This is a genomic window from Desulfurococcus sp. (assembly GCF_038881575.1).
Classification (GTDB): Archaea; Thermoproteota; Thermoprotei_A; order Sulfolobales; family Desulfurococcaceae; genus Desulfurococcus.
On sequence record NZ_JAVZPN010000008.1, the window covers coordinates 1 to 25656 of the forward strand.

Genomic DNA, 25656 nt, shown 5'->3' on the forward strand with positions numbered 1-25656 from the left:
ATAGGGGTAACGGGCCGGAGACCCGGCCCGGGGCTAAACCGGGCAGGAGAGCCCGGGTATGCAGCCCCAAACTAATGAACCGCCCAAGAGGGAACCCTCGCCCTTTAGGGCGGGGAGGAGGTCAGATACCTCTGAGAGGAACTGGAATCTTTTTGATGTTTGCTGGTGTTTAGAGGAGGGGTTTATACGAGGAGGTTGAACTGCCCTTAGGTGAAACCATGAATACAATATAAAATGATTGGAATAACACCCAGGGAGGAACAGAATAGCCCCACTCCTTAAAAGCTATTCTTAGAAGATGTTGCTTACGGGGCGCACATGAGTGAGTTAGAGAATATCAGTAAAGTTATAGTGGAGATACAATTGGATTTCAGCGAGGAGAGCGATGAGGCGTTAAGGCTCTTATTCCAGGTGGCTGAGGAACTCTTAGACAAGGATGGCATATGGGTTGAAATAATACCCATCCACATATGGCTTGACGATCCCCTGGAAGCTGAATCCATGGATCTACCACGCATATTCATAAACGGCAAGCTACGCTTCATTGGGAAAGTCCCCTCTAAGAAGGAATTAAAGTCAGCCATAATGGAGCGTGTTGGAGTAACCCCTGTTAATAAAGAGGAGACCAGTATTAATGCAACCAGACTATATGATGGCGGAGTAGGTGACGCTGTCCTGGTTTCATAGAGGGACCTTATCCTCTTTACACGTCTAACTCTGTTCTCCTCGGATGTATTTATGATTTAAATAGTGAACCAGTTATTTAAAATAGTTAAAACGGCCTTGGTGAAGATCTATTCAAAAATATATAAGGGGATTTAAACAAAAACATTATTGCAGAGTCGCCCACCACCATGGGAGAAAAGCAAGTATACAGTATTACAATAATTATTTTTAAGTAATATGCTGTTTTCAGTGTTTAAAACATACACGAGTAAAGCAAGCAGTTTAGAATACGGTGCCGACCTAACTGATGAGGCATCGAAATGCTAGTAATTTAAGAAGGTGGTGGGCGGCGATGAAGCATTTTTCTCTTTAAGCCACATGCTTGTCTCCTCATGAGCCTTCTCAACAGCCTTAATGAAGTCGCTATAGGCGTAGACGTGTTTAAGTAATGCACCAAGGAAGTAGTCGCCAGCACCTGTTTTATCCCCTACCAGCAGTGAGTCATCCAGGCTTATAGTTTCTATAGTGTTGCCAAGCAACACGTGAATCGGCTTAGTCCTATTTGTTACAACCACTATAGTTCCTCCAAGTATATCTTTAAGCTCCTTTAAAGCCCTATACGTATCATCCATGCATGTTAAAGCCTTTAATTCAACCTCATCCATATGGATTATATCAAAGTACCTTAGTGAGTCAATCACATACCTTGAACACTCGTAGATAACCATATTGCTTCTCACACCCCTTATGAAACCCTGCGCATCCCCGGCGAGGATAGGCGATCTAATACGTATTAATGCGAGATTGGACTTATTTACCTCGTGGAAGACTGGGTTCACTATTGTCAGGCAGGGTTCTTCATGTATAATCCATGGATATAGTGGAGGAGCCCTCTCCTCGAGGAAGAGTACACGTGATGAGTCGCTGTATATGAGCCTGAAGACTGTTGTCCTTGATGAATACTGGTATCCCCGGCTAAACCTATAGACAGGGTGCCCGTGTATTCTTGGTGAGTAAACTGCATAGACGCTGACCTCGTACTTACCACTCTTTAGAAATGGTAGTGATGAATAATACACGCCTCCACCATACGCTATCCTCTCCCTTTTATCACTGAATACTATGTAGTCTAATGTCGGGTTTCCATAGATACACACGTTCTCCATTAATCCTCCTCTTCACTAGACTTACTAGCTACACTCTCAATCCTCCTATGCCATCCCCTTACATGATATGTTTTCAGGTGTGAGATGAGATCATCTACTGTGAAGAAATAGGAGTTCTCGAATTGATAGTTCTCAGGCGGTTTACCACCTAGGCAGCTTGACACGGCATGTATGCATATAGGGCATGCTATTAACCCAGTGTATCTATCCCTGCATGTCTTAATCACTATTCCATCTGCATTTACCTCGAAGGGCTCCCATTTAGGCTCCCAGGTATATGCCACACAACATCACCTCAGCCGGTTGATCCCTCCTCATCCCGGGGACTCAGCCGTGGGTATTCATCACTGCTTCTTAACCATCTAGCATAGTCTCTTAAAAGATTGAATAACAACTGCGTCTTATTCAATCTATGTTCCACAATGTATCTTGGCAACCCGTATCGTTGTGTGAGAAACCTGGTTGAGACCTTTCTAAGGAACTCTACCTCTCTAATCACGCTTTCCTCGTGTCTAAACCCCATTTTAATACTCCACCTAGACGTATTTAAGCTGTATAATACTGTTCGAATAATTCTCCAGGGTGAAGCTGCTGGAGTCGAGCTTGACTATACTATAGCCCTTAACATGCTTCAAGAACTCGTCAATAGGCTTCAACGGCAGTGAGACACCAGTGAACCAGTAGTGTATGGGTAGTATGTTCACGGGCCCCACCTCCTCCACTATACTCCACGCCTCATCAGGCTCTATAGTGAAGGTGCCTCCAACCGGGATGGCTAGTAAGTCTACTCCCTTAAGCCTGGAGATTATATCCCCGCCAGGTTTCTCACCTAGATCCCCTAGATGCGCGATCCTCTTGTTGCTGACTTCCACTATGTATACAGTATTCTCACCCCTTCTCCTCCCTTTTTGCTTATCATGGTATGTTGGTAGGCCAGTTATCTTTACATCATCTACCACGACTTCGCCCCTGAAAGACCTCAGGATCCTTGTCTTCGCCTTGTCTCTGGCGACAACGTCTACTGCATTATGGTCGAAGTGATCATGTGTGACCAGTACAAGGTCTGCCTTAACCTCAGGCCTCTTTATTCCTATACTATACCCATCATGGGGATCGATTACAATAGTGTATCCATCATCCCTCCTTAAGGATATACATGCATGGCCGTGCCATGTTATCGTGAGCATCAGCCTTTACCCCCTTCAACGTATATATTACCTCTACATGTTTTTATCTTTAACTAGTGTAGGTGTTTCTAGTGTTGGACCTAGTCATAGTATTAATGATAACACTGCCACAACTATGGTTTTACATAGTATACGCCGTGTTCGCTTGGAGAGCCGTCAACTGTAGACAGCATACTACTAGCTGTAGTCCCGGGGAAGCCAGTATATCATTCATAATCCCAGTAAGGCGTGAGCCGTTGGAATACCTTGAGCAAGCAGTTGAATACATACATGGCCTCAGCATCCGGGACTATGAGATTATAATTGTATCGGATGACGACGAGGGCTTCAAACATGTACTTTTCGACAAGCTCTATGAGTGGAGAAGAAGAGGATTAAACGTGTGGATTATATGGAGGAGTAGACCAGTAGGGTATCGTACAGGTGCTTTAAACACAGCCCTCTGGCTCTCGAGGGGGGACTACATATACGTGTTGGACGTGGATTCCAGACTCGATAGATGCCTCCTAGACTGCGCCATAGAAATACTTGGTTCACGTGAAGACACAGTAGCCGTTGTAGGGAGATGGGAACCATTGAACCTTGACACCAGGTTAAGTGAGGCACTGGGTTACTCGATGAGGTTTATTGTTGGAGCCATATATCATGGTAGAAACTGTATGGGTTTAAACGTATTCCCACTTGGCACCGGCACCCTCTTCAAGTCCAGGTATCTTAAGGAGATCCTGAATGGATGGGATCAGGAGAGGATACAGGATGATATGGAGATCGGCTCTAGAATAATGTATCACGGATTAAAGGTTAGATACCTCAGCGACTGCGCCGTCTACGTTGAAAATCCCTCCACGTATAAGGCACTACGGATCCAGCAGTCTAGATGGGCTTACGGAGCCACTGATGTATTGGTTGCAAGGTGGAGGCATATCCTTGGCTCTAGGCAAGGAGTTCTAGGGAAGATCGAGGCCATACTCTTTCTCTCACAGTACATTGTGCCCTCAATAGTATTCCTTGGAACAGTAATGCTTGCGGTAAATGCCTTCATAAAGCCATTCGATGTGTTAATGAGGCATGCCTACTTGATCATAGCACTAGTTATCTCGCAATGGTTTTTCAGTAGATACTACTATAGAGAGGTGAAGAGACACATCGGCTCAAGTTGGGGGACCCTTGTGAACATGGGGAGAAGCGCGGCTGTAACAACTGCTTTATCACCTTACTACCTGTACTCGACTCTTAAAGCCCTGTTAAGGATCAGGGTTCAATACGCTAGAACACCCAAGGGAATATACCAGCTGGCTTCATCCAGGATTAGAATACCATGGGAGCTAATACTAGCCGTCCTCTACGCTGTCGCAGGAATAATATATTTACTCAGTAATGCCATCCTCTCAGGCCTATGGTTGATAGCCAACTCTAGTGCGTATAGCTATGTTGCTTATAGGTGGCGTAAAGATGTATTCTTCAATTAGTAGTGCTTACACTGGTTGAAAAACCAAGTAATAGGTGGGGGAAACGACTATAAGCGTATTTAATGGGGATTTCACAGTTGCAGAGGTCATGGATGGATTAAGACCATATGTAAAGGAATGGTTCGCCAGGAAATACAGGGAACCAACGCCCGTTCAGAGGAAGACCATACCCCTCGTTAAAGAAGGGTTTAACATACTGGTTTCAAGCCCTACTGGAACCGGTAAGACCCTGGCAGTCTTCCTCGGGATAATAGACAATATCTACAAGCAATATGAGGAAACAGGTAAAATGCCCGATGGCATTTACGTGGTATATGTGAGCCCGCTTAGAGCACTTAACAACGACATGAGGAAGAACCTGTTGGAACCAATTGAAGGCATTGTCAACGAGGCAAGGCGCATAGGGTTGGAACTCCCACCTATAAAGATAGCTGTTAGAACCAGCGATACCTCTCAGAGCGAGAAGCAACGCATGAACAGGGATCCCCCGCACATATTGATAACGACCCCTGAGAGCCTTGCAATATCACTGAACGCCCCTAAGTTCAGGGAGAAGCTGGCGAACACTAGGATACTCGTGGTCGATGAAATACATGAACTAGCCTCAAGTAAGAGGGGGAGCCATCTAGCTGTAAGTATAGAGAGACTTGAGAACCTAGCTGGGAGGCCTCTCCAAAGAATTGGGTTAAGTGCCACGATATCTCCTCTTGAAGAAGTTGCATTATTCCTAGCCGGCTACAATGATAAAGGAGAGCCCCGGGACTGCATTATAGTTGATGCTAGATTCGATAAGAAGATGGATATAAGGGTTATCTCCCCAATCAAGGATTTAGCGCGAGCATCCGCCGAGGAAATTAATGAGTCAATATATGGAGAGTTGAAGAAGATAATATCGAGGCACCGTACAACACTAGTGTTCACCAACACCAGGAGTGCTACTGAGAGAGTAGTATTCAAGCTCAGGAAGATCTTTGAGAAGGAGGGAGTGATGGATATAGATGATATAGAGGCACATCATAGTAGTCTAAGCAGGGATACCAGGATCGAGATAGAGAATAAGCTTAAGAACGGGGAATTAAGAGCCATAGTGAGCTCAACATCACTGGAGCTCGGGATAGACATAGGCTACATCGATATCGTGGTCTTGCTCAGCTCCCCTAAGAGCGTTACAAGGCTTCTCCAGAGAATCGGGAGAGCTGGACATCATATCAGGGAGGTTAGTAAGGGTAGGATAATCGTAGTAGACCGCGACGACCTGCTTGAGTGTACTGTACTATCTAAACTAGCCCTCGAGAGGAAGATAGATAGGATCAGGATACCGCGTAATCCACTGGACGTCCTCGCCCAACACATCGTGGGAATGGCGTTAGAGCGGAAATGGAGGATTGATGAAGCCTACAAGCTTGTGAAGAGAACATACACATTCCATGATCTAAGCTACGATGACTTCCTCTCGACGCTGAGATACCTGGCTGGACAACTGGGAGACTTCTATGAGTATCAAAGAGTCTACTCCAAGATATGGTTGGATGAAGAAGAAGGCGTGTTCGGCAGGAAGAAATCCACTAGAATGATATACTATCAAAACATAGGGGTTATACCAGATGAGAGTAAGGCACACGTGTTTACGGTGGAAAATAAGTATGTTGGAGACCTCGAGGAAGGATTCGTAGAGTACTTATCACAGGGAGACTTATTCGTGCTGGGTGGTAGAGTATATGAGTACCTATATAGTAAGGGTCTCAAGGTCGTGGTTAAGCCGGCGGATGGACAAAGGCCAACAGTTCCATCCTGGTTCAGCGAGATGCTACCCCTCTCCTATGACTCCGCTAGGGAGGTTGGACGCTTTAGACGCGTAATCGCTGAAATGCTGGATGAGAAGGACCGTGAAGAAGTGGTTGAGTACCTCGTAAAGGAGTATAGGCTACAAAGACATGCAGCCGAGACTATTTGCGACTATATAATGGATCAAAAGCTCTATACAAAGGGACTCGTGCCCTCAGATAAATTGATACTTATAGAAATATATGATGAGCCAACACGGAGAAACATAATCGTACACTCGATCTTTGGACGAAAAGCAAATGATGCACTCGCCAGGCTATATGCTTACACCGTGGGACAGAAACTAGGGGTAAATATCAGGTTAACAGTAACTGATAACGGCTTCATGCTCACGATCCCTGGTCATCCACAAGGTGAATGGGTTGAGTGGTTTAAATCAATACCACTGGATCAAGCGTGGAGCGTACTTGAGAAAATTATTAGAAGAACAGATCTACTCAAACGGAGGTTCAGGCACACTGCTGTCAGGAGCTTTATGCTATTGAGAAAATACAGGGATACGGAGAAAAGCATCAACAGGCTACAAGTCGATGCTGAGGAATTACTAAAGGCCGTCGAAGAAATACCGGGATTTCCGGTCCTCAAGGAGACTTATAGGGAGATCTTAATGGATTACATGCATATAGATGAAGCAATAGAGGTCCTTAGTAAGGTCAGAAATGGAGAGATAGAGGTGGCACTACTAGGACCACTTGATGTACCAAGCCCCTTCGCGCACAGCATAGTCGTGCATGGATATAGCGACGTGGTGTTGATGGAGGATATGCGTAGAATGCTTATAAGACTCCACGAGCTCGTTAAGGAGAGATTATCCAGCTCTAACACGGATACGTGGAACACCATTAATTAAGTAGGATTATGTATTTAGAGATACAGGGATCCACTATGAGCCTGGAGGTACAGGGGCTTTCAGTGGCTGTAGACGATAGGATAGTACTTAGAGACATCTCATTAACGATTCCGCAGGGTGAGCTACATATTATAATGGGCCCTAATGGCAGTGGGAAATCAACTCTCCTGGCATCATTAATGGGGCTACCCTACTTGAAAATTATTTCCGGCAGGATATACTTTGATGGAAGAGATATCACCAAGCTACCCCCGTATGAGAGGGCTAAGCTGGGTATTGCTTTAGCGCATCAGAGCCCTCCCGAGGTCAAGGGGGTTAAGTTAAGGGAGATAGCGAGGTTCATGCTCGAGAAATATAGATGCGAGGACTCAACCATGTTTTCAAAGCTACTTAAAATAGATCCTTTACTGGATAGAGATCTCTTCCTTGGGTTCAGTGGGGGCGAGAAGAAGAGGGCTGAACTCTTCCTTTCACTACTGCAGTCGCCTAGGCTAGCTATGCTGGATGAACCCGACAGTGGTGTTGATGTGGAGAGCGCTGAGATCATTGCCCATGTAATAGACTTATTGATCCGTAAGAAGAGCTCAGTTATACTTGTAACCCATACGGGCTTGATAACCAATAAGCTGAACAGAATAGACGGGGTCCATTTATTAATAGATGGTAGTATAGCCTACAGTGGCTCACCGGATGAAGTGCTCCCAGTAGTCTTCAAGTTCGGATATAGGCGTGGAGTAGAAATTCTGAAGGGCGGTAGGAATGGTTAAATATAGTCCTGAGGAAGTCGAGAAAGCATTGTATAAGCCATCCACTTACGGCCCCGACGTAGATTTAGGGCTATACACTAGTGACTCAGTGAAGACGGCTGAAATCAGTGGCAGAGATGAAATACCCATTGAAGCCAGGAAGGCTGGTGAGAGGTTCGGTATAAACGTTGATTTAGCAATGTATATCCAGGTTGATGAATCAGCGTTATACCGCTCACTTGAGAGGACCCTTGGAAAATATGGTGTGAAAATAATGCCTACAAGGCTAGCTCTTGAGAAGTCCGATCTAGGGAGGGAGGTTTCATGGAGGCTCATAGATCCACGTAGCGACAAGTATACGGCATCAGCTTATCTTCATGGCGGTGAAGTAGGGTACTTTATCTATGTTCCGAGAGGGGTTAGGGTACCGATCCCCATATACACCTGTCTAGCCATAACTAGTAACCGTAGAATACAATACGCGCATAATATAGTATTCGTGGACGAGGGCGCTGAAGCCCACGTAGTAACGGGATGCGCTGTACCTCACGGGGTAAGGGAAGGCGTCCATATAGGTATTTCAGAGTTCTATGTCTCCAGGAATGCAAGGCTCACATTTACAATGATGCATGCATGGGCTGAAGGCATGCATATAAGGCCTCGTACAGCCGTGAGAGTTGAAGAGGGGGGCGAGTACGTTAGCTACTATATCATATATAGCCCGGTAGCGAGCCTGCAAACATATCCAAGGGTAGAATTATCCACAGGAGCGAAAGCATACCTTGTATCAATCATAGCTGGCAGTAGCAATGGGATATACGATCAGGGTTCAGCCGCTATTCTACAGGGTAAGAATAGCTCAGCTGAAGTGGTTTCACGTGCTGTGGCTAGTGGGTATTCAGAAATATATGCTAGAGGCAGTATTGAGGCTTTTGAGGCAGAGAGCAAGGGACATATAGAGTGTCTTGGATTACTTATCTCGGAGAACGCGTTAATATCCTCAATACCTGTGATAACATCTAGGAAGCCGGGGGCTATTTTAACCCATGAAGCAGCCATAGGCATGATAGCTGAGAAGGAGATACAGTACTTGATGAGCAAGGGGTTCACTGAGGATGAGGCTAAATCAGTTCTTGTCAGAGGCTTCATGAGCATAGAGGTGCCGGGTATACCATTAACTGTGAAGAGAGAAGTTGAAAGACTACTCGATAGAATTACGAGGAGTGCTTTCGGCTGAGAGTCACCACCTTGTCTCCTTCACTCCGAGTATATAAGCGATATTGTTTGTCGCCACATGCAGGATGAATATCAACGCGAGGGTTGACAGCACGTAGTCGGGACGGCTTATAACATCCATTACACCGAGGAGGAGGTATGAGAGGGTTGTCATCAATGCGAAATTAAGCTGGTCAACTATGGGTAGTGGTCTCCCTGGTTTTAATCCAAGCCTTCGTTTTATAAAGGCCCCTACTAGGTCTCCGAGCATGCTTGAAACACCAGCTACTACTGAGAGTAGTTGTATACAGGGATCCCTGAAGGCTACCCCCATGGCTGAACCAGTTAAATATGAGTTGATCACCCCTATTGCAAACCCCTCCCAGGTCTTGTGGCTCCCTAGAATAGGTTTACCATCAATGAACAATCTCCCCTTATCTATGACTTTATCACCCTTCACTAGTAGTGGAGAGGCATTAGCGATCATTGCTGGCAAGTAGTATTTAGCGATCCAGGTGATATAGGACTCTATATCCATTCCACACCCTCCCTTGTTATTCTAAAGCGATGAATCTTCTCCCTGCCCATGTGCTTTGGCTTAACTATCCTAGCATATCTTACTGAGTCCCCTATATTTAGCTCTATTATCAAGTCAAAGTAGTATTCTAATACAGGTTTACCCACCGGCTCACTCTCACCCTCCCGAGCTCTCACCTGTGCCGAGGCGAACATTTTTCCACCCATATCCTCGACAACCCCCCTAATCGATGCCACCACATATGCAAGCCTAGATATGGAATTCTCCGCTAGTGATTCAAGCCTGAATAAGGAGTTCAAGCTATCTACGAAAACAACACTGGATCCATAGAGGTAGATTAATGTAGCTAGCTCCACAAGTTTATTGAAATCATATACCTCGGTGAATAATACATCACGGTATTTATCCGGGTTTACAGCCACCTTCTCATAGTGTAAGGTCTCCTCAGTGGATATATATAGGCACTTCACACCCCTACAATAGTTACCGGCTATGGTTATCAGCATAGATGTCTTCCCGGAGCCGGCTACACCGTAAAATAATATTGTGGTTGCATTCCTGATCAATTCATCAATATCCCTGTTACCAGTATAAAACTCTATAAAAATCACCTTCCAATATTCATTATGTATTGAGAGGAGTAATATTGGTGACTCACTGATTTGCAAAGGCGCCCATTGGTTGTAGCCATCTACGAGCCCAAGTGGTTTATACATGTACTCAGTGTTCTACGTGAGAGAAACATCTTCTTTAGCCATTACTATACCAGGGATGAAGTCCCATACGGTAGCATCCTATACACGGATTACTCAGTGTTCTCTGAGGAGATGGCTGGTAGAAGCGACATACTCGTCTTCTATGACCCTACCCATGACTGCAGGATCTTAGAGAAGGCTATCCTAGCCAGCTACTTGAAAGATATATATAATGAGCTAGTGATCGGCGTGGATCCTGGTAGGCGAATAGGCTATATAGTGGTAGGTGACGGCGAATACATAATACATGGTATGGGAGAATACATAGACTTAATCCATGTAGTCAACTACTTGAAGAAGTGTGTACCAGCTGAGAGAATAATCATAAGAGTCGGCTCAAGACACAGAGGCATTGAATTAGCATCAATACTTAAAAAAGACACAGGGGTAAAGGTGGAAGTTGTCAGCGAAGACGACACCACACCTAGCTCCATAAAGATCGATGACGCTAGGTTACTGGGATCGAGGATAGGAAGGATAAAGCCGTTTAGAGAGAAAGACGTATACGCTGCCTACAAGATCGCCATGAAGAAGGGAGTAGAGGTGGTTTAAACTGCCCCGTTTAAACCTCTCAAAGGGAGAGGCAGTCAGGGTATTCGGTCCTATGTCAATAAGCATCCTCAAGGGGTCTATTACTATATTGGGGAAAATAGTGAGAAGCAATGGGAGGGTGATTATCCATAGGTTCAGAAACTACATCGTGGAGGCCCTTGAAGACACCGAGCTAGATATAGTCATGGCTAATGAATCCGATATACAGCCGGTCGATGTTGAAGACCCTTACAAGTTAAGAAACACTCTGGCTGTGGAAATAGTTTCAAGCGGGCTCAGGAAAATCATTGTAATAGGGGATACGGATTCAGGCAAGACGTCTTTCACCACACTTCTATTAAACACCGCGATCTCGGCTGGGTTAAAACCCTGTATAATCGATGGGGACATAGGGCAAGCCAATGTAGGGCCACCGGGATTCATATCACTTGGAGTCCCTGACAACCAGGTTCTCTGGAACACCGAGATCCCTGCTTACATAATGAGGTTTGTAGGCGATATCCGTCCACAGAACTATATCTACTTGATTCCAAGAGAACTCCGCTGGTTAGCGGAGAAGGCTGAATCGCTTGGATGCAACATGATAGTGATTGATACCGATGGATGGGTGAAGGATTCAGTCGCGATACACTATAAGCATCATTTAATCGAAGTAGTGGAGCCAGATGCCCTCGTGGTTATCGGGAGTAAATTAAGCAGGTACTTTAAAAAGTATGAAAAGATAGGAGTAAAGGTGTATGAAGTGCCTGAGCCTCGTGTTAAGCGGGCCCGTAACAGGGAGGAACGGAGGCTCTTAAGAAGCATGAGGTACAGGGATTTCCTAGCTGATGCACCATTGAGAAAGATAGAGATGAACTCCGTACTTATCACTGGTCACCCATTATTCCATGGATACCCTGTCGATACATCTAGCTTGACTGACCTAATAGATGGTAGGGTAATATATGTATCTCAGCTAATGGATGAACTCCACGTCTACGGCTTCATAAAGACATATAATGGCGAGGAGATCGCCAAGAGGCTTGGAGCTACAAAGGTGAAGATGTATCAACCAGGGTTCGAGAGAAACATCTATTGCGGAGTTAGATCCCTAAGGGGATCAGATTATCCCTGCATAGTTGAGAAGCTGAGTTTCGAGGATAACACAGTGGTTATTAGAACTAGGTATCAGGATAGAATAGATGTATTAAGACTCTCCCCTATTAAACTTAGAGATGACTACACAGAGGAGTTTATTGAGGTGTAACACTTGGATCTCAAAGCAGTTGAGAAACTAGCTGGTTCCCTCGGCAAGGAAATACTTGACCTAGGCACAGTGGATCCCGAGTACATTGTAACCAGGGCAGCATGGAGGAATAGAGATAAAGTCATTGTTTTCAGAGTCAAGGGGAGGGAATGGGTAACCGGTTACTCCAACCTAGTTACTAGGAGACAGGACATCTATAGGTTATTCAATGTAAGGAGCGATGAGGAATTATATAGGCTTATGGAGAAAGCACTAAACAATCCAATACACCTCGAGAAAGACGACTTCGAGAAATACTTTAAACGCATTGATGGATTACTCGACGAACTTCCATTCATAAAGTACTATAGGGAGGATGGAGGATACTATTTAACCAGCTCCGTCTTCATAGCATGCTATGAAACCTACTGCAACAGTAGTTTCCATAGAGTCATGTACCACAGCAATGAGAAAGCGACGGTTAGAATAGTTCCAAGACACCTGCACTACATAGTTGGTAGAAGACATGAGGAGGGAAGCGATGCCCCAGTTGCACTAGTCCTCGGACTAAACCCGTTTCAAGAGCTAGCTGCCGCGATGAACCCCCCACTTGGTGTTTTCGAGGCCAGCGTAGGGGCTGCTCTAGGTGGTGGAAGTAAGGTTGTTGAGACACCATTGTTTAAAATACCTGTCCCAGCGGACTCCAGCATAATTGTCGAGGGCTTTATAACCCGTGATAGAGATAAAGAAGGGCCTTTCACAGATATATTAATGCTGGTTGATCAAGAGAGACGGGAACCCGTCTTCAAGCCTCTTGCCGTCTACGTATCCAGGGAGGAGTCTCCTGTGTTTCATGCAATAGTACCTGGTTCATGGGAGCATCAATTCTTAATGGGGTTCCCGCGGGAACCCATAATATATAGCACTGTAAAGAGGAGTGTGCCTGGGGTGAAATCCGTTAGACTGACTGAGGGAGGAAGTGGCTGGCTTCACGCTGTAATTTCTATAAAGCAGTCTTCCCCGGGTGAAGCGAAGTTGGCTGGACTAGCTGCGGTATCAGCGCATCCAAGCATTAAGCACGTCCTCGTTGTAGATGAGGATATAGATGTTGATGATCCATTAATGATTGAATGGGCAGTGGCAACAAGGATGAAGGGCTCGAGCGATATAATAGTTCTAAGGGATGTTAAAGGCAGCACATTAGATCCCAGGAGTAGTGAAGGTGTTGGAGATAAGGTAATATTCATTGCTGTTAAGCCCTGGAGGGAACCCTGGGATAAATATAGGAGGGTTGGAGTACCCTAATGTATTTGACACCTGAGCAAGAAGCAATGCTAAAGGGGGAGTATGGCTGGAGCACTGCCAAGGCCATGGAGATCATTGTTAAAGTAGGGGAGTCCCTTGGCGCTGAAAACCTCGTTAAAATAGTGCATGCCCATGTATCAGGTGTCTCATTCTCCAATATAGGTGAACACGGTGCTAAATTCATAAGGGACTTCTATGAGAAGGGTGGAAGGGCAAGGGTATATACCACGATAAATCCTGGATGCATTGACTATAGTGGCTTGCAATCCATAATAGATAATAGCCTAATAAATGCTCAGAAAGACATCGATAACGCTCTTGTCAAGATGGGATTCGACCCTGTATTCACATGTATACCATACTGGTATAGGCCTCCAACACCAGGAGAGCATTTGGCATGGGGTGAAAGCAGTGCAGTAATATTCGCGAACACGTTTTACGGTGGATACACGAATAGGGAGGGGGGACCTATAGCACTGGCAGCAGCTATAACGGGTTACACATATAATGCCGGACTACACATCTCTGAAAACCGGAGGGCTACAGTCCTTGTAACCACGGCACCTGATATGGATAGACGGGTCATTGGGGCAGTTGGACTATGGATAGGCGATAACATTAGGGAGATAACGGTTCTCCCCTTTGCAAAGCATCTCACCTTTCCAGAGCTTAAGATACTCCTGGCATCCATGGCTGCCTCAGGCTCCCATGCAATGAGTGTTGTACCCGGTCTAACTCCTCGAGGAACCTATATCGAGGAAATCGAGGAGAAAATCGTAGTTGAAAAAAGTGATGTAGATAAATACATTGGGGATGAATATCCTCCGGATAGCTTAGTGCTCGGGTACATAGGGTGCCCTCATACAACGCTTATGGAGTTAATGGAGGTAGCAAGGCTCCTGGAGGGGTATGGTTCCCCGAGAAAGGGGAAACTATTACTCACCATTCCAGCTGAATACACGGAGAGATATAGGTCGTTGATCAATAGACTGAAGTCTAAGGGCGTAGAGATAGCGGCGGGCACATGTCCAGTGGTCTCTAGGCTACGGAAGAGATACGATATCGTTGTAACCAATAGTGGTAAAGCAGCATTCTACCTCAGGAAAATACATGGGTTAAAGGCCCGGATAACAGGGCTTAGAGAGGTGATCGAATCTGTCTACGCATAGCTGGCGCGTGAAACCAGTAGTAGACGGCGATTGTGAGGGTGAAGTAGTACTGGTGGACCAGTATATGAGCTTCCTCGGTGAGGTAGATCCAGTCCGTGGCGTTGTAAAAACTGGGGAAGAGGAGGTCAGCGTTGAAGGGAAAATACTTGTGTTCAAGGGTAGTAGAGGCAGTACCGTTGGTTCTTACGTTATCTATGCTATGAAGCAGTATGGTAGGTCACCGCTTTGCATGGTGGTTAAGGAGGTGGAGCCAATACTGATCGCTGGATGCGTTATCGCTGAAATACCCTTACTAGTGGTAGAGGAGTATGATGACTTCGCAAGTATCATTAAAAATAAAAACCATCGATATATAAGATACACCCGCGGCTCAGGGATCCTTTATGCATGGTAAAGGATGCTTCATTGTGCTGGAGGGACTAGATGGAGCCGGGAAAACAACGATAGCACGCAGGCTTGTAGAGGATCTATCCAGTAGAGGGATCCCGGCTTCATACACTTATGAGCCAACAGATTCCGAAATAGTTAGACTCATCAAGTCTACTTATAACAATTTAAGGGACGCGTATATCGATACATTAGCCTTCGCTCTAGATAGATTAATACATGTGAAAAACTGGGTAAAACCCCTCCTGGATAAGGGTGTAACGGTTATTTCCGATAGATACTTCTATAGTAGCGTTGCATATCAATCAGCTAGTGGAGCACCGTTTGAATGGGTTATAGATGTGAATAGGTTCGCGATGAAGCCTGATGTAGCAATCTACCTCGACATAGAGCCTGAAGAGGGTTTATCCAGGAAATACATGCATGCATCAAGGTTTCCAGAGTACGAGGAGAAGGAGTTCCTGCAAAGGGTTAGAAGCGCGTATCTGAGAATGGTTGAGATGGGTCTCTTAATATATATTGATGCATCAAAACCCCTTAGTGAAGTATATGGTAAGATATGGGATATAGTATATGGAAGACTGTTGACTGAGTAAAATACTTTTGGTTATCTTGGCTACTATGGTTACAGATGTAGACCCTAACAAATGCGGGAAACCCACGCTTCCTTCAGGGCGGAGAGGAGGTCAGGTAGTGCCATCCCGCTTCTTAGTATTAGTCTTCAACCGTTCAACTCTTTCAAGTACTTCAAGCCATTTAATTATCTCAGTTGAATCAATATCTGGCTCACTTATCAATGAATCAATGGCTCTAATAGCCGTTGTCTCCACCTTTTCCAGTAATATTGAGAGCGCTGCCTTTGAATAAACTTCCTTAACCTCTTCATCGGTTTTAACCACGTGTATCCTACCGTGTAGGGGGCACACTACTTCCCCGCTTTTCAGCTTGAATAATGGTAGGTTACATCCCTCCACTGGACATGTCTCGGCAAGCATTACGGCGCCGGATTTAAGTAATTCAGCCATGATTTTTATTGGATCCTGGCTGGACATGCATCCACCTCTTTTTCATTAAGATTTATTTATTTAATGGTTTTTAACCAAGTAGTAATGTTATGTATTAGGAGTAATCATACTGATTCGGGTGATGGAATTGAGCAGGGTGCTTGATAACGAGGTTAAATTAAGAAATGCCATATACTTGCTGATGAGTATAGTCAATGATACAGCCGTCCCAAGGAATATTAGGAGGGCTGCAACGGAGGCATTAAACTACCTCAGGGATGAAAGATATACGCCTGGTGTTAGAGCAGCAAATGCTGTGGGGGTTCTAGACCAGGTTAGCCAGGATCCCAATATGCCTTTAAGTGCTAGAACAAAGGTATGGCAGGTAATAGCCATACTTGAAACAATACATGATTAAATCAATGCCCGCAGACCTACCAATGCTCTGGTGAATACTTCACGCGTCTTTGGATTCTTCGAAATACCGTGTCATCAATGTGGCTGGCTTAATTGGCTTGGAAACACGCTGGGTTTCAATACTCTATTACAAAGGATTCCCCGAATTTCCCAAGGCTTATTTTTTCACCTGGTTTATTATTCACCGGTATCGCTCTAAGTGCTATAGGTTTCGATTTAACCAAGCCGAGGGAGTAGGTGTCCATTACTAACCTAGCTAATTTCTCAATGCTTGATGGAACAATAATCATGTCTACTCCAGCAACACATGTCGATGCATAGCGTAGAAAATCCCTTGCCTTAATTAAGCCCATGCCCCCATACCTGATTAGTAATGAATCCTCGGCATATGGTAACATCACCTCATTGAAGCCTACTGCTCTACGCGGATCATAGTGTTCCTCTATAAGGTTGTTAACTACGTGTAAAATATAGTTGAAACCAGGCTCTAGGAGGCTGTAACCAAGCGACTCAAGTATTTTAACAACACTCTTCTCCATCCAAGGGGATAAGCTGTAATCTATTGAAACAGGGTAGCCGGTGCTATTCTCTATCACCTGGGCTATATTATTGAATAACCTGAATGCGTTATGAATAGAGTTGGAGAGTGCTGAGATATCATTTGTTTTCAACATATCTGGGTAGAGGAAGGATAAACCTATACTCCTAACGCCCCTGCTGGAGGAGTCGGGGAAATAAGGAGTATAAAAGGACTCGTTATGGAAACCTATGGCTATCCTCGTAGCGTTTAAGGGATCGTTCTCCGCCACACCGTGTACAATCCTAGAGAAATACCTTGCATCATCAATCGTGAAATCCTCTAGGGACGGTAGAACTGGAATGTAAACCCCATTGCTGGTTAAATATTCGGCATCCCTAACCCCTATCCTCCTCAGACTTACATAGCCAGCGCTGACGAGTATATCCTTATCACTAGCTATGTCGGGGAGCTTCACTAATTCATCCATGCTTAAGCTCGGCATCGAGATACGCTTTGTGAAAACCTCTAGGTTTAGTTCCTTGGCTATCTCACTAATCCTGCTTAACACCTCTACACCGAGCTGGTATTCCTCCCTAATGTTACTGCTTCTACCAGTAAAGAAAGTCACGGCACGAATAACTATCTTCTCCATAAACCCACCCTGCTAACTTTAAATACGTTCCTCCTATTTAAGAAAAACGGTATAAATAGGTGGCTAGTCATGGTGACTAGTCTTAAAGGTAGACACTTCCTAACGCTAGCCGAGTATAGTAGGGAAGAATTATTATTTATGATTGAGACAGCGATACAGTTCAAGCAGAGGTATCTAGCTGGAGAGAAGATAATACCTCTGCTGGTGGGACGACACCTAGCAATGATTTTTGAGAAACCCAGTACTAGAACCAGGATCAGTTTTGAAACAGCCATGAAGGAGCTTGGAGGCGACGCCATATACTTGAGCGCCAGCGAGCTACAATTAGCCAGAGGCGAGACCATTGAAGACACTGCCCGTGTTTTATCAAGATATGTCGATGTGATAATGGCCCGTGTTTATGAGCACTATAAGATCGAGAAGCTCGCACAGTACAGCAGGGTCCCAGTAATAAATGGGCTAAGCGATCTACATCACCCAGCCCAGGCACTAAGCGATGTCTTAACAATAATGGAGAAAAAAGGCAGGGATATCACTAGGCTGAAAATAGTTTTCGTTGGTGATGGAGGCGATAACGTCCTACATAGCCTAATGCTCGCCATAGGGATACTAGGCGGTAAGATAATCATTGCCTCACCCAAAGGCTATGAGCCACATCCAAGTGTTGTGAAACTTTTCAATGAACACGCCTCGCCGAACGGGGGCTCCTACGAGATAGAGAGAGATCCATTTAAAGCGGTTGAAAACGCTGACGTAGTATATACTGATGTATGGGTCAGCATGGGACAGGAAAAGGAGAAGGAGAAGAGGATAAAGGATCTAGAACCATACAGGGTCACAGTAGAATTAATGAACCATGCTAAGCCAGATGCGATATTCATGCATTGTTTACCAGCTCATAGAGGAGAAGAAGTAGTCAACGAAGTCATTGATGGTAAATGGAGTGTTGTATGGGATCAAGCCGAGAACAGGAAGCACGCGCAGAAAGCAATACTCGCCCTCCTAACTCCATAGAGATTACCCCACTAAGGTTTTTTACTACATTTCATCATACCGTTACTAGTCAGGACCATGATAGAAGGGTGCTGTAGATGGGTGTTAATGAAGCCGTGTCTAATACTGTTTACAAGGTATACGGGTACTTTATGCAACATCCGAGGACAGCAAAAGCCATTACATATGTTCTTCTAGCACTTATACTGGTGTTTGGTGTATACGTGAGGTTTTCACCATACTGGTTAAACGGTTTCGAGTTCTTCGAGTTCGATAGCTACATAGAGTATTGGCAAGCTAAATACGTGTATGAGAATGGCTTATTCTCATGGTACACGCTTACCAGGGATAACCCTGCGACACATATATTCTGGTATCCATGGGGCAGGGATATAATCTACACCAGCTACCCGTTTCTACCAATATGGATTGGTACAACATACCATTTAGTGGAGGGCCTGGGGTTAACGTTGAAGGAGTGGGGAGTACTGCAACCACTTATATTCGCCGCTATAGGTATAATCCTTGCATATATAACTGGTAGAGAGCTCTCAAATGGTAGTAGAATAACTGGTTTAATAACAGCATTGCTTGTGGCCGTACTACCCGCTGCAACTGAGAGAACAGTTATAGGATATATCGAGAAAGAGGGTGTTGCAATAGTTCCCTTGCTACTCTACGTCTACTTCTATAGTAGGTTGATGAAGTCCATTAGTAAGGGGGAATCGAGCCTGAGGAAGACATTATACACAGTCCTGTCAGGGTTCTTCCTTGCAGTAATAGGGTGGTTATGGGGTGGCTACGTCTTTATACTTGGTACAATGGTTGCATTCACTATACTATATCCGCTTCTCACTAGAGGTAGTATTACAAGGGAATTTCTCATATATCAGGTGGGATTAATAGTGTTATCGATGGTCTTTGTGACACCCTCACCAGCTAACGCGTCAAACCTGGGGGTATACCCGTTTAACCCACGAGAGCTCGGTGTAGCATTATTATCCACCCTGGTACTCCCCGTTATATACTATCTATTCAACGCTGAGTACAAGAAGCTAGGGTTTAAAAGACCTCTTTTAACAAAGGGAAGATACTTTATTCTACTAGTATTGCTAGTTATTGGAGGAGCCGTGCTAATTACGCGTGGTTACATACCGATTGGCGGCAGGCTTGCATGGGCTCTTGGACTGAGATTTATACCGGCAACACCTCTTGTAGAAAGCATTGCCGAGCACCAGTCGCCGCTTTCAAGCTATAGTGCCTTAGTAGGTATGTTACATTCATGGGGGGTTTACCCCTGGCTATTCTATGCATCCCCATTAATCCTAGGCATAATAGGGGCCCTCTACTTCATCTACCGTGGTGAACCCGATAAACTATATGTATCCATAGCATTCTTGCTTGCATTCTACTCCTATCTTAATGCAGCATACATGATCGCTATAGCCGCTTATTTCGGAACATTGGTTATGGGGGCCTTCATAGGGAGGTTATTTGAATACATAATGCCAACACCCCAGGAGTTAATAGATAGGAGAAAAGGGCGTGTCAGATACAGGCAGACCCGGGGATACCGGGTGATCGTGCTAGCCATACTAGTCCTAGCACTGATCAATATAGGGTACGCTGGCTACACGGACTACGCATCGAATACAAGCATGATCTACACGTTAAAGGCCGGTGTCTCAGGGCTCCCCTTCTACAGTGATTCCTGGTATAAGGCTGTTGAATTAATGAGGAGCCTGCCCAATGATTCCCTTATAATAGCGTGGTGGGATTACGGATATGGTATATCCGTGGATGGTGGTAAAGCCAGTGTAGCAGATGGTTCAACACTCAATGAAACGCAAATAGGTATTATTGGCTTAATAATGTCATCCATTAATACCAGTACTTCCTTCGAGCTCGCTAAGCTCTTTAATCCTCCATTAAACAACATGTATTTAATGGCTATAGATTCATTCATTGTCTCAGACGATAACACCAGTGTAACCATATGGCCGGTAATGACTGGAAGCATGCCCGGCACCGTTGATATACCAAAGAGTATCTGGATGATGAGAATAGGAAACTCGACTGTTGATAGGCTAAGGGCGCTGGGGATAAATATATCATATGTGGATACCACACGATTCATCTACGTATATAATTTCCAGGATACCTCGATAATTTCACCAGTATTTGACTCACCTAACACGTTGCCGTTGCTCTACAAGATGCTGATGGATGGGGCAATGTATTGGGCTGAGATAAACAATAAGTCCTATACATTTAAATGGTTCACGGGATCCCAGGGACTCCTTGATTCGACGACAGCATCGAGGATAAAGGAATACACCGGTTTAGATGTCAAATACTATATTCAGGCACAGTCTATTTCATCAATAAACTCTAGGCCCCTAGCTAATGATACATATGTTAAACCATTTAGGATTATAATGGAGCCATTCATTAATCCATTAACAGGTCAACCCGTGAGGGTTTCAACACCTGATGGCGGCAATGGTATACTATATAGTATCATAGTGTTCTATCAATTAAACCCCGTATCCTGAAAACCCTTTTTCTTTTAAAGCATTTACAAACCCATAACATGATTAGGTAGCAAGGTGCTGATGAATGTTTAGGAGAAGCAGGGATCCTTTGAGAAAAGCCTTAGAGACGCTTTACCATGTAAGGCTGTTGAGAAATAAAATCGACATATTGTACAATAGGGTCAGTGAGAGAAGAGATGTTCTCTTTGAGAAACTAACTGATCTAGAGTCCAAGGGTGAGAAATACCTTGCAAAACGATACGCCGAGGAAATAGCTAAGCTCGATAAATTACTTGCAAGGCTTGCAGCCGTGCAGTTGATATTGGAGAAAATAGACCTAGCGCTCCAGTATGCTATAAACATGAGGGAGTTCTCGGGGTTAGCCTCGGAGATAAATAACTTGGTTAAAGACATGTCAAAGATACCGGAACTCAATATACCTGACTTAAACCTAGTATTCATCGAGCTACAAGCATCAGCTAGAGAACTGAGTGAGGCAAGTGAGGCGAATAGTGTTGTAGACATTAACTACTCTATTCCGGAGGGAAGCGATGTAAAAAGAATATTGGAAGAGGCTAAGGAAGTTATGAAGAAGAAACTTGAGAACGAGTTGACAGTTTAAGCATGCTTAAAAGATGGGCGACCACTATAATTGCAGAGTATATCTTCTCTCTTCTCTAACAGTAGCAAAGCGTATTTTAAACCGGTCCAGTGTATCAATCAAGTCCTTCGTAACCCTCTTCAAGAGTTCGCCTGGAACAACTACTATGTATTCACTGAATTCCCTGTTGAGTAGGCTGGAGCCAATCGCGTAGGCAAGCATCTTGTACTGGTCTGATAAAGGCGTACCTGGATCTATCACCCATACTCCAACCACCTCATCTCCCTTCTCAGCAACTATATCTGGCTGGAGCGGTTTAGCATACCTGTTCTCCGATGCATCATATCCCATTTTCTCTAGTTCACTAACTACTTCCTCAATTAAGTGTTTTCTAGCTGGAGAAACCTTCTTTATCCCAATATACTTCTCTAGCTCGCCATGTTCCTCAGGACTGTAAAGCGTATATCTCCCCCTATCAACCCTGTAGAGGAATAGTTTCTCGGGGTCCTTGTATCTATCTTTACTACTACTGTTAACCGTGACAAGATCTATTTCGAAATCCAGGCTCATCTCGGACCTTGAGGGATCCTTCTCCCTTGCCTTACCAACTAGCTCCTTACGTGTAAAATATATCTTTCCAGCCCTATATAATTCCTCGGCCGACTCCTTTAAGAGTAGCCAATTAGGCTTCTTCTCGACACCCGGGGATTCATGGTTTTCGCTACTACTCAAGACACCCACCATTAGAGTGAGAGCCTTTAATTACGGCTCCTTAAAAATTAATTTGCCTCAGTATTTTTTATTATTTTATCAACTACCTCCATAATGGCTTTAGCAGCCTCACCATGTGGGTAGGCCAGTAAATAAGGCACCCCCTTATCCACGGCTTCATTTATCAAAGGATCTAACGGTATCATGCCAAGGAGCACCGTGCCATATTTACTTGCGAGATACTCGCCCGTGCTTTTACCTAGTAGGTTGAACACTGTACCGCAGACAGGGCACTTGAAGTAACTCATATTCTCCACTATACCCAGTAGCCTGACATTATTCTTTGCAGTGAAGTTAACTGCTTTAGCCACAATGGTTTCAGTCAACATGTTCGGGGCTGTAACTATTATTGCCCCAGTTATACTGGGGAGGGATTGAACAAGTGTTATGGCTACATCACCCGTACCAGGGGGCATATCAATTACCAAGTAATCTCCGCTACCCCAGGCAACTTTACTCAGAAGCTCTGTGATGGCTCTGGATACCAGTGGTCCACGCCACACCACCGGTAGATCAGGTGAGTCAAGCATTAAGTTTATTGCAACAGCCTTCACGCCTAGCGGTCCTTCAACAGGTAGTATGTCGCCGTTTTCATCCGCGTAGTGCCTCGCTCCCTGTATGCCGAGCATCAACGGTATTGACGAGCCATGTACATCGGCATCTAGTATGGCTACTTTCCTCCCCCTCATAGCTAATCCAAGGGCTATGGATGAGGAGATAAATGTCTTGCCTACCCCGCCCTTACCGCTTAAAACAATTATTTTATACTTATATCCCTCCAGCCTCTTTTTAGCGTCATTGATTAGCTTGAAGACCGGTGTAAATGGGGCTCGTTTCTCCCCGCTGCTACTCATTGACATACACCATGGTAATCATTTATAACCATGTTATCTCACTATACTCTTAAATAGTTTAAGGGTGCGTAAAGTAGATGAACTGTAGTATAGCACCTGGCAAGGTCATCTTATTCGGCGAGCACTTCGTTGTAGAAGGCTATCCAGCGATCGGTCTAGCTGTAGGACTCTATGCTAGGACATGTGTTGAGGAAGGGGATTTAAGAATCTACTCTAGGCAACTGGGGTCAATAGATCCCTCCTCCAAGGAGGCGAAACCATATATGAGGATCATTGAGGAGGCAAGTATAAGATATGGTTGTAGAGACAGGTATAGGATATACATAGACTCCGAAATACCTGTGGGAGCTGGAATGGGTTCTTCAGCAGCTGTAAACGTCTCCCTAGCTCACTCTATATTGGAAATATGCGGCGTGGAGTTCACTAAGGAGGATGTCAGTAGAATAGCCTACATGGGAGAAATCATGGTCCATGGTAAGCCAAGCGGCGTGGATAACACGTTATCCACTTACGGCGGGCTCATATACTACAGGCAGGGCTTATTCAAGCGCATTAATGCATCTCTACCAGAGGATACAACACTAATAGTAGCTGACACAGGTGTCAAAAGAGATACGGGCCTAGTGGTTAGAGAAGTATTAGAGAGATATAGGAGACTAGGAGAGCTTGGCAAGGCGATTTATGAGGTAGCTGGTAGATTAGTCGAAGAAGCAGTAGCAGCCATCGAGAAAGGCGATGTAAGTAGGCTGGGTGAATTAATGATCGTTAACCATGGATTACTCTTCGCGATAGGTGCCTCAGCCTGGATAAACGACTACCTTGTCTACAAAATGATTAACAATGGTGCACAGGGAGCAAAGCTGAGTGGTGCTGGGAGGGGAGGTATAGTTATAGGGATAGCAAGAGCGGAAAACGCTGGTAAAATAGTGGAGGCACTCAAGAATGAGGGGATTAATGCGTACCTTGTTAAACCGGATTATGAGGGCGTCCGCTCAATAAATGCTAGGGCGTCCTCATGAAGCATTAAATAAAGCCGGTGTTATTATTTAAACGAGAATGATGAATATAGTGGTCTATGAGACATGATTAAACTCCCATGGGCTGACTCATATGATGGGCAATAATAAGTCGGGAAACGGGAAAATCCGGATGCGCGTAACCCGTGAGATATTGGAGAAATTAAACTCTATTCTCCACGAGTTTCTCCCATCGATTTACAGCTATAACAATTTAATCAAGGGCGAGAAATACTATTTAAAACCAGTCCACATAGTCTCCAGGAAACTACCCTCCGGCTCAACTGTGAAATACTATTACTATGGAAGATACTGGTATAAGATCGAGAAAAACAATAAAAGCATTAGATGGATCTACCTCGGTAAAGAAAAACCATCGCCAAGCCTGCCTGACCCACCGGAGAATCCACTTGAGGGCCTTGTAGTAAAGAAGATTGACGACGGAAACGTGGTAGAGCTGGTAATCGCCGGCGAGGAATTATTTAGGAAACTATACGATAAGCTCTTCCAGCATTGAAACACCGTTTTTCCCATCAATCCAACTCATCAATGCAATCCTTACCAGCTGGCTCATCCTCAATACTGTTTCCCCCTAGGTGTTCATTTCGAGTTGTTTTATATTAGGTTTATCACCTTACTTATGGGTTTCATCTTGTCAAGAGGCTCGCCCAGCTCATCCCATGGGTTCATGGTGGTGTTCAAGACTGATGAAGTAAGCCTCTCATCTTTTCCCCGTCCAGGTCTGAGGCAATGCTCCAAGCATAGTGTCTCAATAAGCACTCTAGCAATCAACTAAGAGACCTATGTAAGCCTCTCCCTAAACCAAAAAGATTCCGGTACATCTCTAAGAAAGGAAATCTCTATCAGCGCGATGTTATTCCAAGTGGATCCCTTATCCTGGTTTAGACAACTATAGCCAAAAATTTATAACTAGGTAATGATACTTATAATATACAAATAGGCCTAGTTGGGGGAATACAGATTATCATGGGGTCTAAGTAATGATAGTAAATATAGATGTGGCTAGTAGAGTCCTCAACAGGATACTTCTTAGGTATCTCTCAGTATCTAGGGGAAGCCTGATAGCTAGGAGGGCCTTCACCAATGGAGGGGAGCTAACCAAGTATCTGAAAGATACATGTAGAAATGCTACATGTATAGCATTAGTGCATGGTGAAAAAGTAGGCGGCGAAATATATGTCACCCAGGGAGATATAGT

General features: G+C 44.6%; 28 protein-coding genes and 1 pseudogene. 18 read left to right on the forward strand and 11 right to left on the reverse strand.

Features of this window, described 5'->3' with window-relative positions:
- Positions 1–318 precede the first annotated feature (318 nt).
- On the forward strand, positions 319–687 hold the full coding sequence (locus tag QXV08_RS07870; RefSeq protein WP_342786656.1) for a thioredoxin family protein: 369 nt from the start codon (positions 319–321) through the stop codon (positions 685–687).
- 302 nt (positions 688–989) lie between these two features.
- Here the strand turns inward: QXV08_RS07870 and QXV08_RS07875 are convergent, their stop codons facing one another.
- The 4 genes from QXV08_RS07875 to QXV08_RS07890 are packed head-to-tail and all read right to left on the reverse strand — an operon-like array spanning position 990 to position 3019.
- Complete coding sequence (locus QXV08_RS07875; protein ID WP_342786655.1) at positions 990–1832, reverse strand: sugar kinase; 843 nt, start codon at positions 1830–1832, stop codon at positions 990–992.
- The gene (locus QXV08_RS07880) at positions 1832–2116 is read right to left on the reverse strand and encodes a hypothetical protein (RefSeq protein WP_342786654.1); all 285 of its coding nucleotides are present in this window, start codon (positions 2114–2116) and stop codon (positions 1832–1834) included. The genes QXV08_RS07875 and QXV08_RS07880 overlap by 1 nt, the downstream gene beginning before the upstream one ends.
- 11 nt (positions 2117–2127) lie before the next feature.
- Positions 2128–2355, reverse strand: a complete 228-nt coding sequence (locus QXV08_RS07885; RefSeq protein ID WP_342786653.1) for a hypothetical protein — start codon at positions 2353–2355, stop codon at positions 2128–2130.
- 13 nt (positions 2356–2368) lie between these two features.
- The gene (locus tag QXV08_RS07890) at positions 2369–3019 is read right to left on the reverse strand and encodes an MBL fold metallo-hydrolase (RefSeq protein ID WP_342786652.1); all 651 of its coding nucleotides are present in this window, start codon (positions 3017–3019) and stop codon (positions 2369–2371) included.
- A gap of 71 nt (positions 3020–3090) precedes the next feature.
- Here QXV08_RS07890 and QXV08_RS07895 point away from each other — a divergent pair, with 71 nt between their 5' ends.
- The 4 genes from QXV08_RS07895 (at position 3091) to QXV08_RS07910 (ending at position 9166) form a co-directional block, all read left to right on the forward strand.
- Entirely contained in the window at positions 3091–4488 is a 1398-nt protein-coding gene (locus QXV08_RS07895) for a glycosyltransferase family 2 protein (RefSeq protein WP_342786651.1), read from the forward strand.
- 88 nt (positions 4489–4576) lie between these two features.
- A complete protein-coding gene (locus QXV08_RS07900) occupies positions 4577–7183 on the forward strand; it encodes an ATP-dependent helicase (RefSeq protein ID WP_404991011.1) in 2607 nt (868 codons plus the stop codon).
- A gap of 35 nt (positions 7184–7218) precedes the next feature.
- Positions 7219–7950, forward strand: coding sequence for an ABC transporter ATP-binding protein (locus QXV08_RS07905; RefSeq protein ID WP_342786649.1), 732 nt, complete (start codon positions 7219–7221; stop codon positions 7948–7950).
- Positions 7943–9166 carry a SufD family Fe-S cluster assembly protein gene (locus QXV08_RS07910; protein WP_342788203.1) on the forward strand — a complete coding sequence of 408 codons (1224 nt, stop codon included), beginning with the start codon at positions 7943–7945 and terminating at the stop codon, positions 9164–9166. Before QXV08_RS07905 ends, QXV08_RS07910 begins: the two co-directional genes overlap by 8 nt.
- 3 nt (positions 9167–9169) lie before the next feature.
- On the opposite strand, the gene QXV08_RS07915 is transcribed toward QXV08_RS07910, so the two are convergent.
- A complete protein-coding gene (locus QXV08_RS07915; RefSeq protein WP_342786647.1) occupies positions 9170–9682 on the reverse strand; it encodes a CDP-archaeol synthase in 513 nt (170 codons plus the stop codon).
- Complete coding sequence (locus QXV08_RS07920; protein WP_342788459.1) at positions 9673–10293, reverse strand: AAA family ATPase; 621 nt, start codon at positions 10291–10293, stop codon at positions 9673–9675. Before QXV08_RS07920 ends, QXV08_RS07915 begins: the two co-directional genes overlap by 10 nt.
- Positions 10294–10344: 51 nt before the next feature.
- On the opposite strand from QXV08_RS07920, the gene QXV08_RS07925 reads away from it, so the two are divergent.
- The 6 genes from QXV08_RS07925 to tmk are packed head-to-tail and all read left to right on the forward strand — an operon-like array spanning position 10345 to position 15671.
- A complete protein-coding gene (locus QXV08_RS07925; protein WP_342786645.1) occupies positions 10345–10989 on the forward strand; it encodes a hypothetical protein in 645 nt (214 codons plus the stop codon).
- Positions 10990–11041: 52 nt separating this feature from the next.
- On the forward strand, positions 11042–12235 hold the full coding sequence (locus tag QXV08_RS07930; RefSeq protein WP_342786644.1) for a Clp1/GlmU family protein: 1194 nt from the start codon (positions 11042–11044) through the stop codon (positions 12233–12235).
- Between the two features lie 3 nt (positions 12236–12238).
- Positions 12239–13519 carry a UbiD family decarboxylase gene (locus tag QXV08_RS07935; protein ID WP_342786643.1) on the forward strand — a complete coding sequence of 427 codons (1281 nt, stop codon included), beginning with the start codon at positions 12239–12241 and terminating at the stop codon, positions 13517–13519.
- Positions 13519–14688: an aconitase X catalytic domain-containing protein gene (locus QXV08_RS07940; RefSeq protein ID WP_342786642.1), complete on the forward strand. Its 1170-nt coding sequence runs from the start codon at positions 13519–13521 to the stop codon at positions 14686–14688. Before QXV08_RS07935 ends, QXV08_RS07940 begins: the two co-directional genes overlap by 1 nt.
- A 7-nt stretch (positions 14689–14695) precedes the next feature.
- The gene (locus QXV08_RS07945) at positions 14696–15082 is read left to right on the forward strand and encodes an aconitase X swivel domain-containing protein (protein ID WP_342788204.1); all 387 of its coding nucleotides are present in this window, start codon (positions 14696–14698) and stop codon (positions 15080–15082) included.
- The gene (gene tmk / locus QXV08_RS07950) at positions 15072–15671 is read left to right on the forward strand and encodes a dTMP kinase (protein WP_342788205.1); all 600 of its coding nucleotides are present in this window, start codon (positions 15072–15074) and stop codon (positions 15669–15671) included. Before QXV08_RS07945 ends, tmk begins: the two co-directional genes overlap by 11 nt.
- A 90-nt stretch (positions 15672–15761) precedes the next feature.
- Here tmk and QXV08_RS07955 read toward each other — a convergent pair whose 3' ends face one another.
- A complete protein-coding gene (locus QXV08_RS07955) occupies positions 15762–16127 on the reverse strand; it encodes an Sjogren's syndrome/scleroderma autoantigen 1 family protein (RefSeq protein WP_342786639.1) in 366 nt (121 codons plus the stop codon).
- A gap of 100 nt (positions 16128–16227) precedes the next feature.
- On the opposite strand from QXV08_RS07955, the gene QXV08_RS07960 reads away from it, so the two are divergent.
- Positions 16228–16497: a UPF0147 family protein gene (locus QXV08_RS07960; protein ID WP_014767029.1), complete on the forward strand. Its 270-nt coding sequence runs from the start codon at positions 16228–16230 to the stop codon at positions 16495–16497.
- Between the two features lie 115 nt (positions 16498–16612).
- Here QXV08_RS07960 and QXV08_RS07965 read toward each other — a convergent pair whose 3' ends face one another.
- Positions 16613–17668: a DUF711 family protein gene (locus tag QXV08_RS07965; RefSeq protein ID WP_342786638.1), complete on the reverse strand. Its 1056-nt coding sequence runs from the start codon at positions 17666–17668 to the stop codon at positions 16613–16615.
- A gap of 69 nt (positions 17669–17737) precedes the next feature.
- Between QXV08_RS07965 and argF the strand changes: the two genes are divergently transcribed.
- The 3 genes from argF to QXV08_RS07980 all read left to right on the forward strand — a co-directional run bounded on the left by argF (position 17738) and on the right by QXV08_RS07980 (position 21817).
- Entirely contained in the window at positions 17738–18682 is a 945-nt protein-coding gene (argF, locus tag QXV08_RS07970; protein ID WP_342786637.1) for an ornithine carbamoyltransferase, read from the forward strand.
- A gap of 77 nt (positions 18683–18759) precedes the next feature.
- Positions 18760–21216: an STT3 domain-containing protein gene (locus QXV08_RS07975; protein WP_342788206.1), complete on the forward strand. Its 2457-nt coding sequence runs from the start codon at positions 18760–18762 to the stop codon at positions 21214–21216.
- A 64-nt stretch (positions 21217–21280) separates the two neighbouring features.
- Positions 21281–21817, forward strand: a complete 537-nt coding sequence (locus QXV08_RS07980) for a hypothetical protein (RefSeq protein ID WP_342788207.1) — start codon at positions 21281–21283, stop codon at positions 21815–21817.
- Positions 21818–21841: 24 nt separating this feature from the next.
- On the opposite strand, the gene QXV08_RS07985 is transcribed toward QXV08_RS07980, so the two are convergent.
- Both QXV08_RS07985 and QXV08_RS07990 read right to left on the reverse strand, forming a co-directional pair.
- Positions 21842–22528, reverse strand: a complete 687-nt coding sequence (locus tag QXV08_RS07985) for a hypothetical protein (RefSeq protein ID WP_342788208.1) — start codon at positions 22526–22528, stop codon at positions 21842–21844.
- A gap of 47 nt (positions 22529–22575) precedes the next feature.
- Positions 22576–23427, reverse strand: a complete 852-nt coding sequence (locus QXV08_RS07990) for an Mrp/NBP35 family ATP-binding protein (RefSeq protein ID WP_342786773.1) — start codon at positions 23425–23427, stop codon at positions 22576–22578.
- A gap of 71 nt (positions 23428–23498) precedes the next feature.
- Here QXV08_RS07990 and mvk point away from each other — a divergent pair, with 71 nt between their 5' ends.
- Positions 23499–24440, forward strand: coding sequence for a mevalonate kinase (mvk, locus tag QXV08_RS07995; RefSeq protein WP_342781261.1), 942 nt, complete (start codon positions 23499–23501; stop codon positions 24438–24440).
- 91 nt (positions 24441–24531) lie between these two features.
- Complete coding sequence (locus QXV08_RS08000; protein WP_342781260.1) at positions 24532–24954, forward strand: hypothetical protein; 423 nt, start codon at positions 24532–24534, stop codon at positions 24952–24954.
- Positions 24955–25052: 98 nt separating this feature from the next.
- Here QXV08_RS08000 and QXV08_RS08005 read toward each other — a convergent pair whose 3' ends face one another.
- On the reverse strand, positions 25053–25229 hold the full coding sequence (locus QXV08_RS08005; RefSeq protein ID WP_342786772.1) for a hypothetical protein: 177 nt from the start codon (positions 25227–25229) through the stop codon (positions 25053–25055).
- A gap of 209 nt (positions 25230–25438) precedes the next feature.
- On the opposite strand from QXV08_RS08005, the pseudogene QXV08_RS08010 reads away from it, so the two are divergent.
- Positions 25439–25656: pseudogene (locus QXV08_RS08010) on the forward strand (hypothetical protein); the annotation flags it as partial.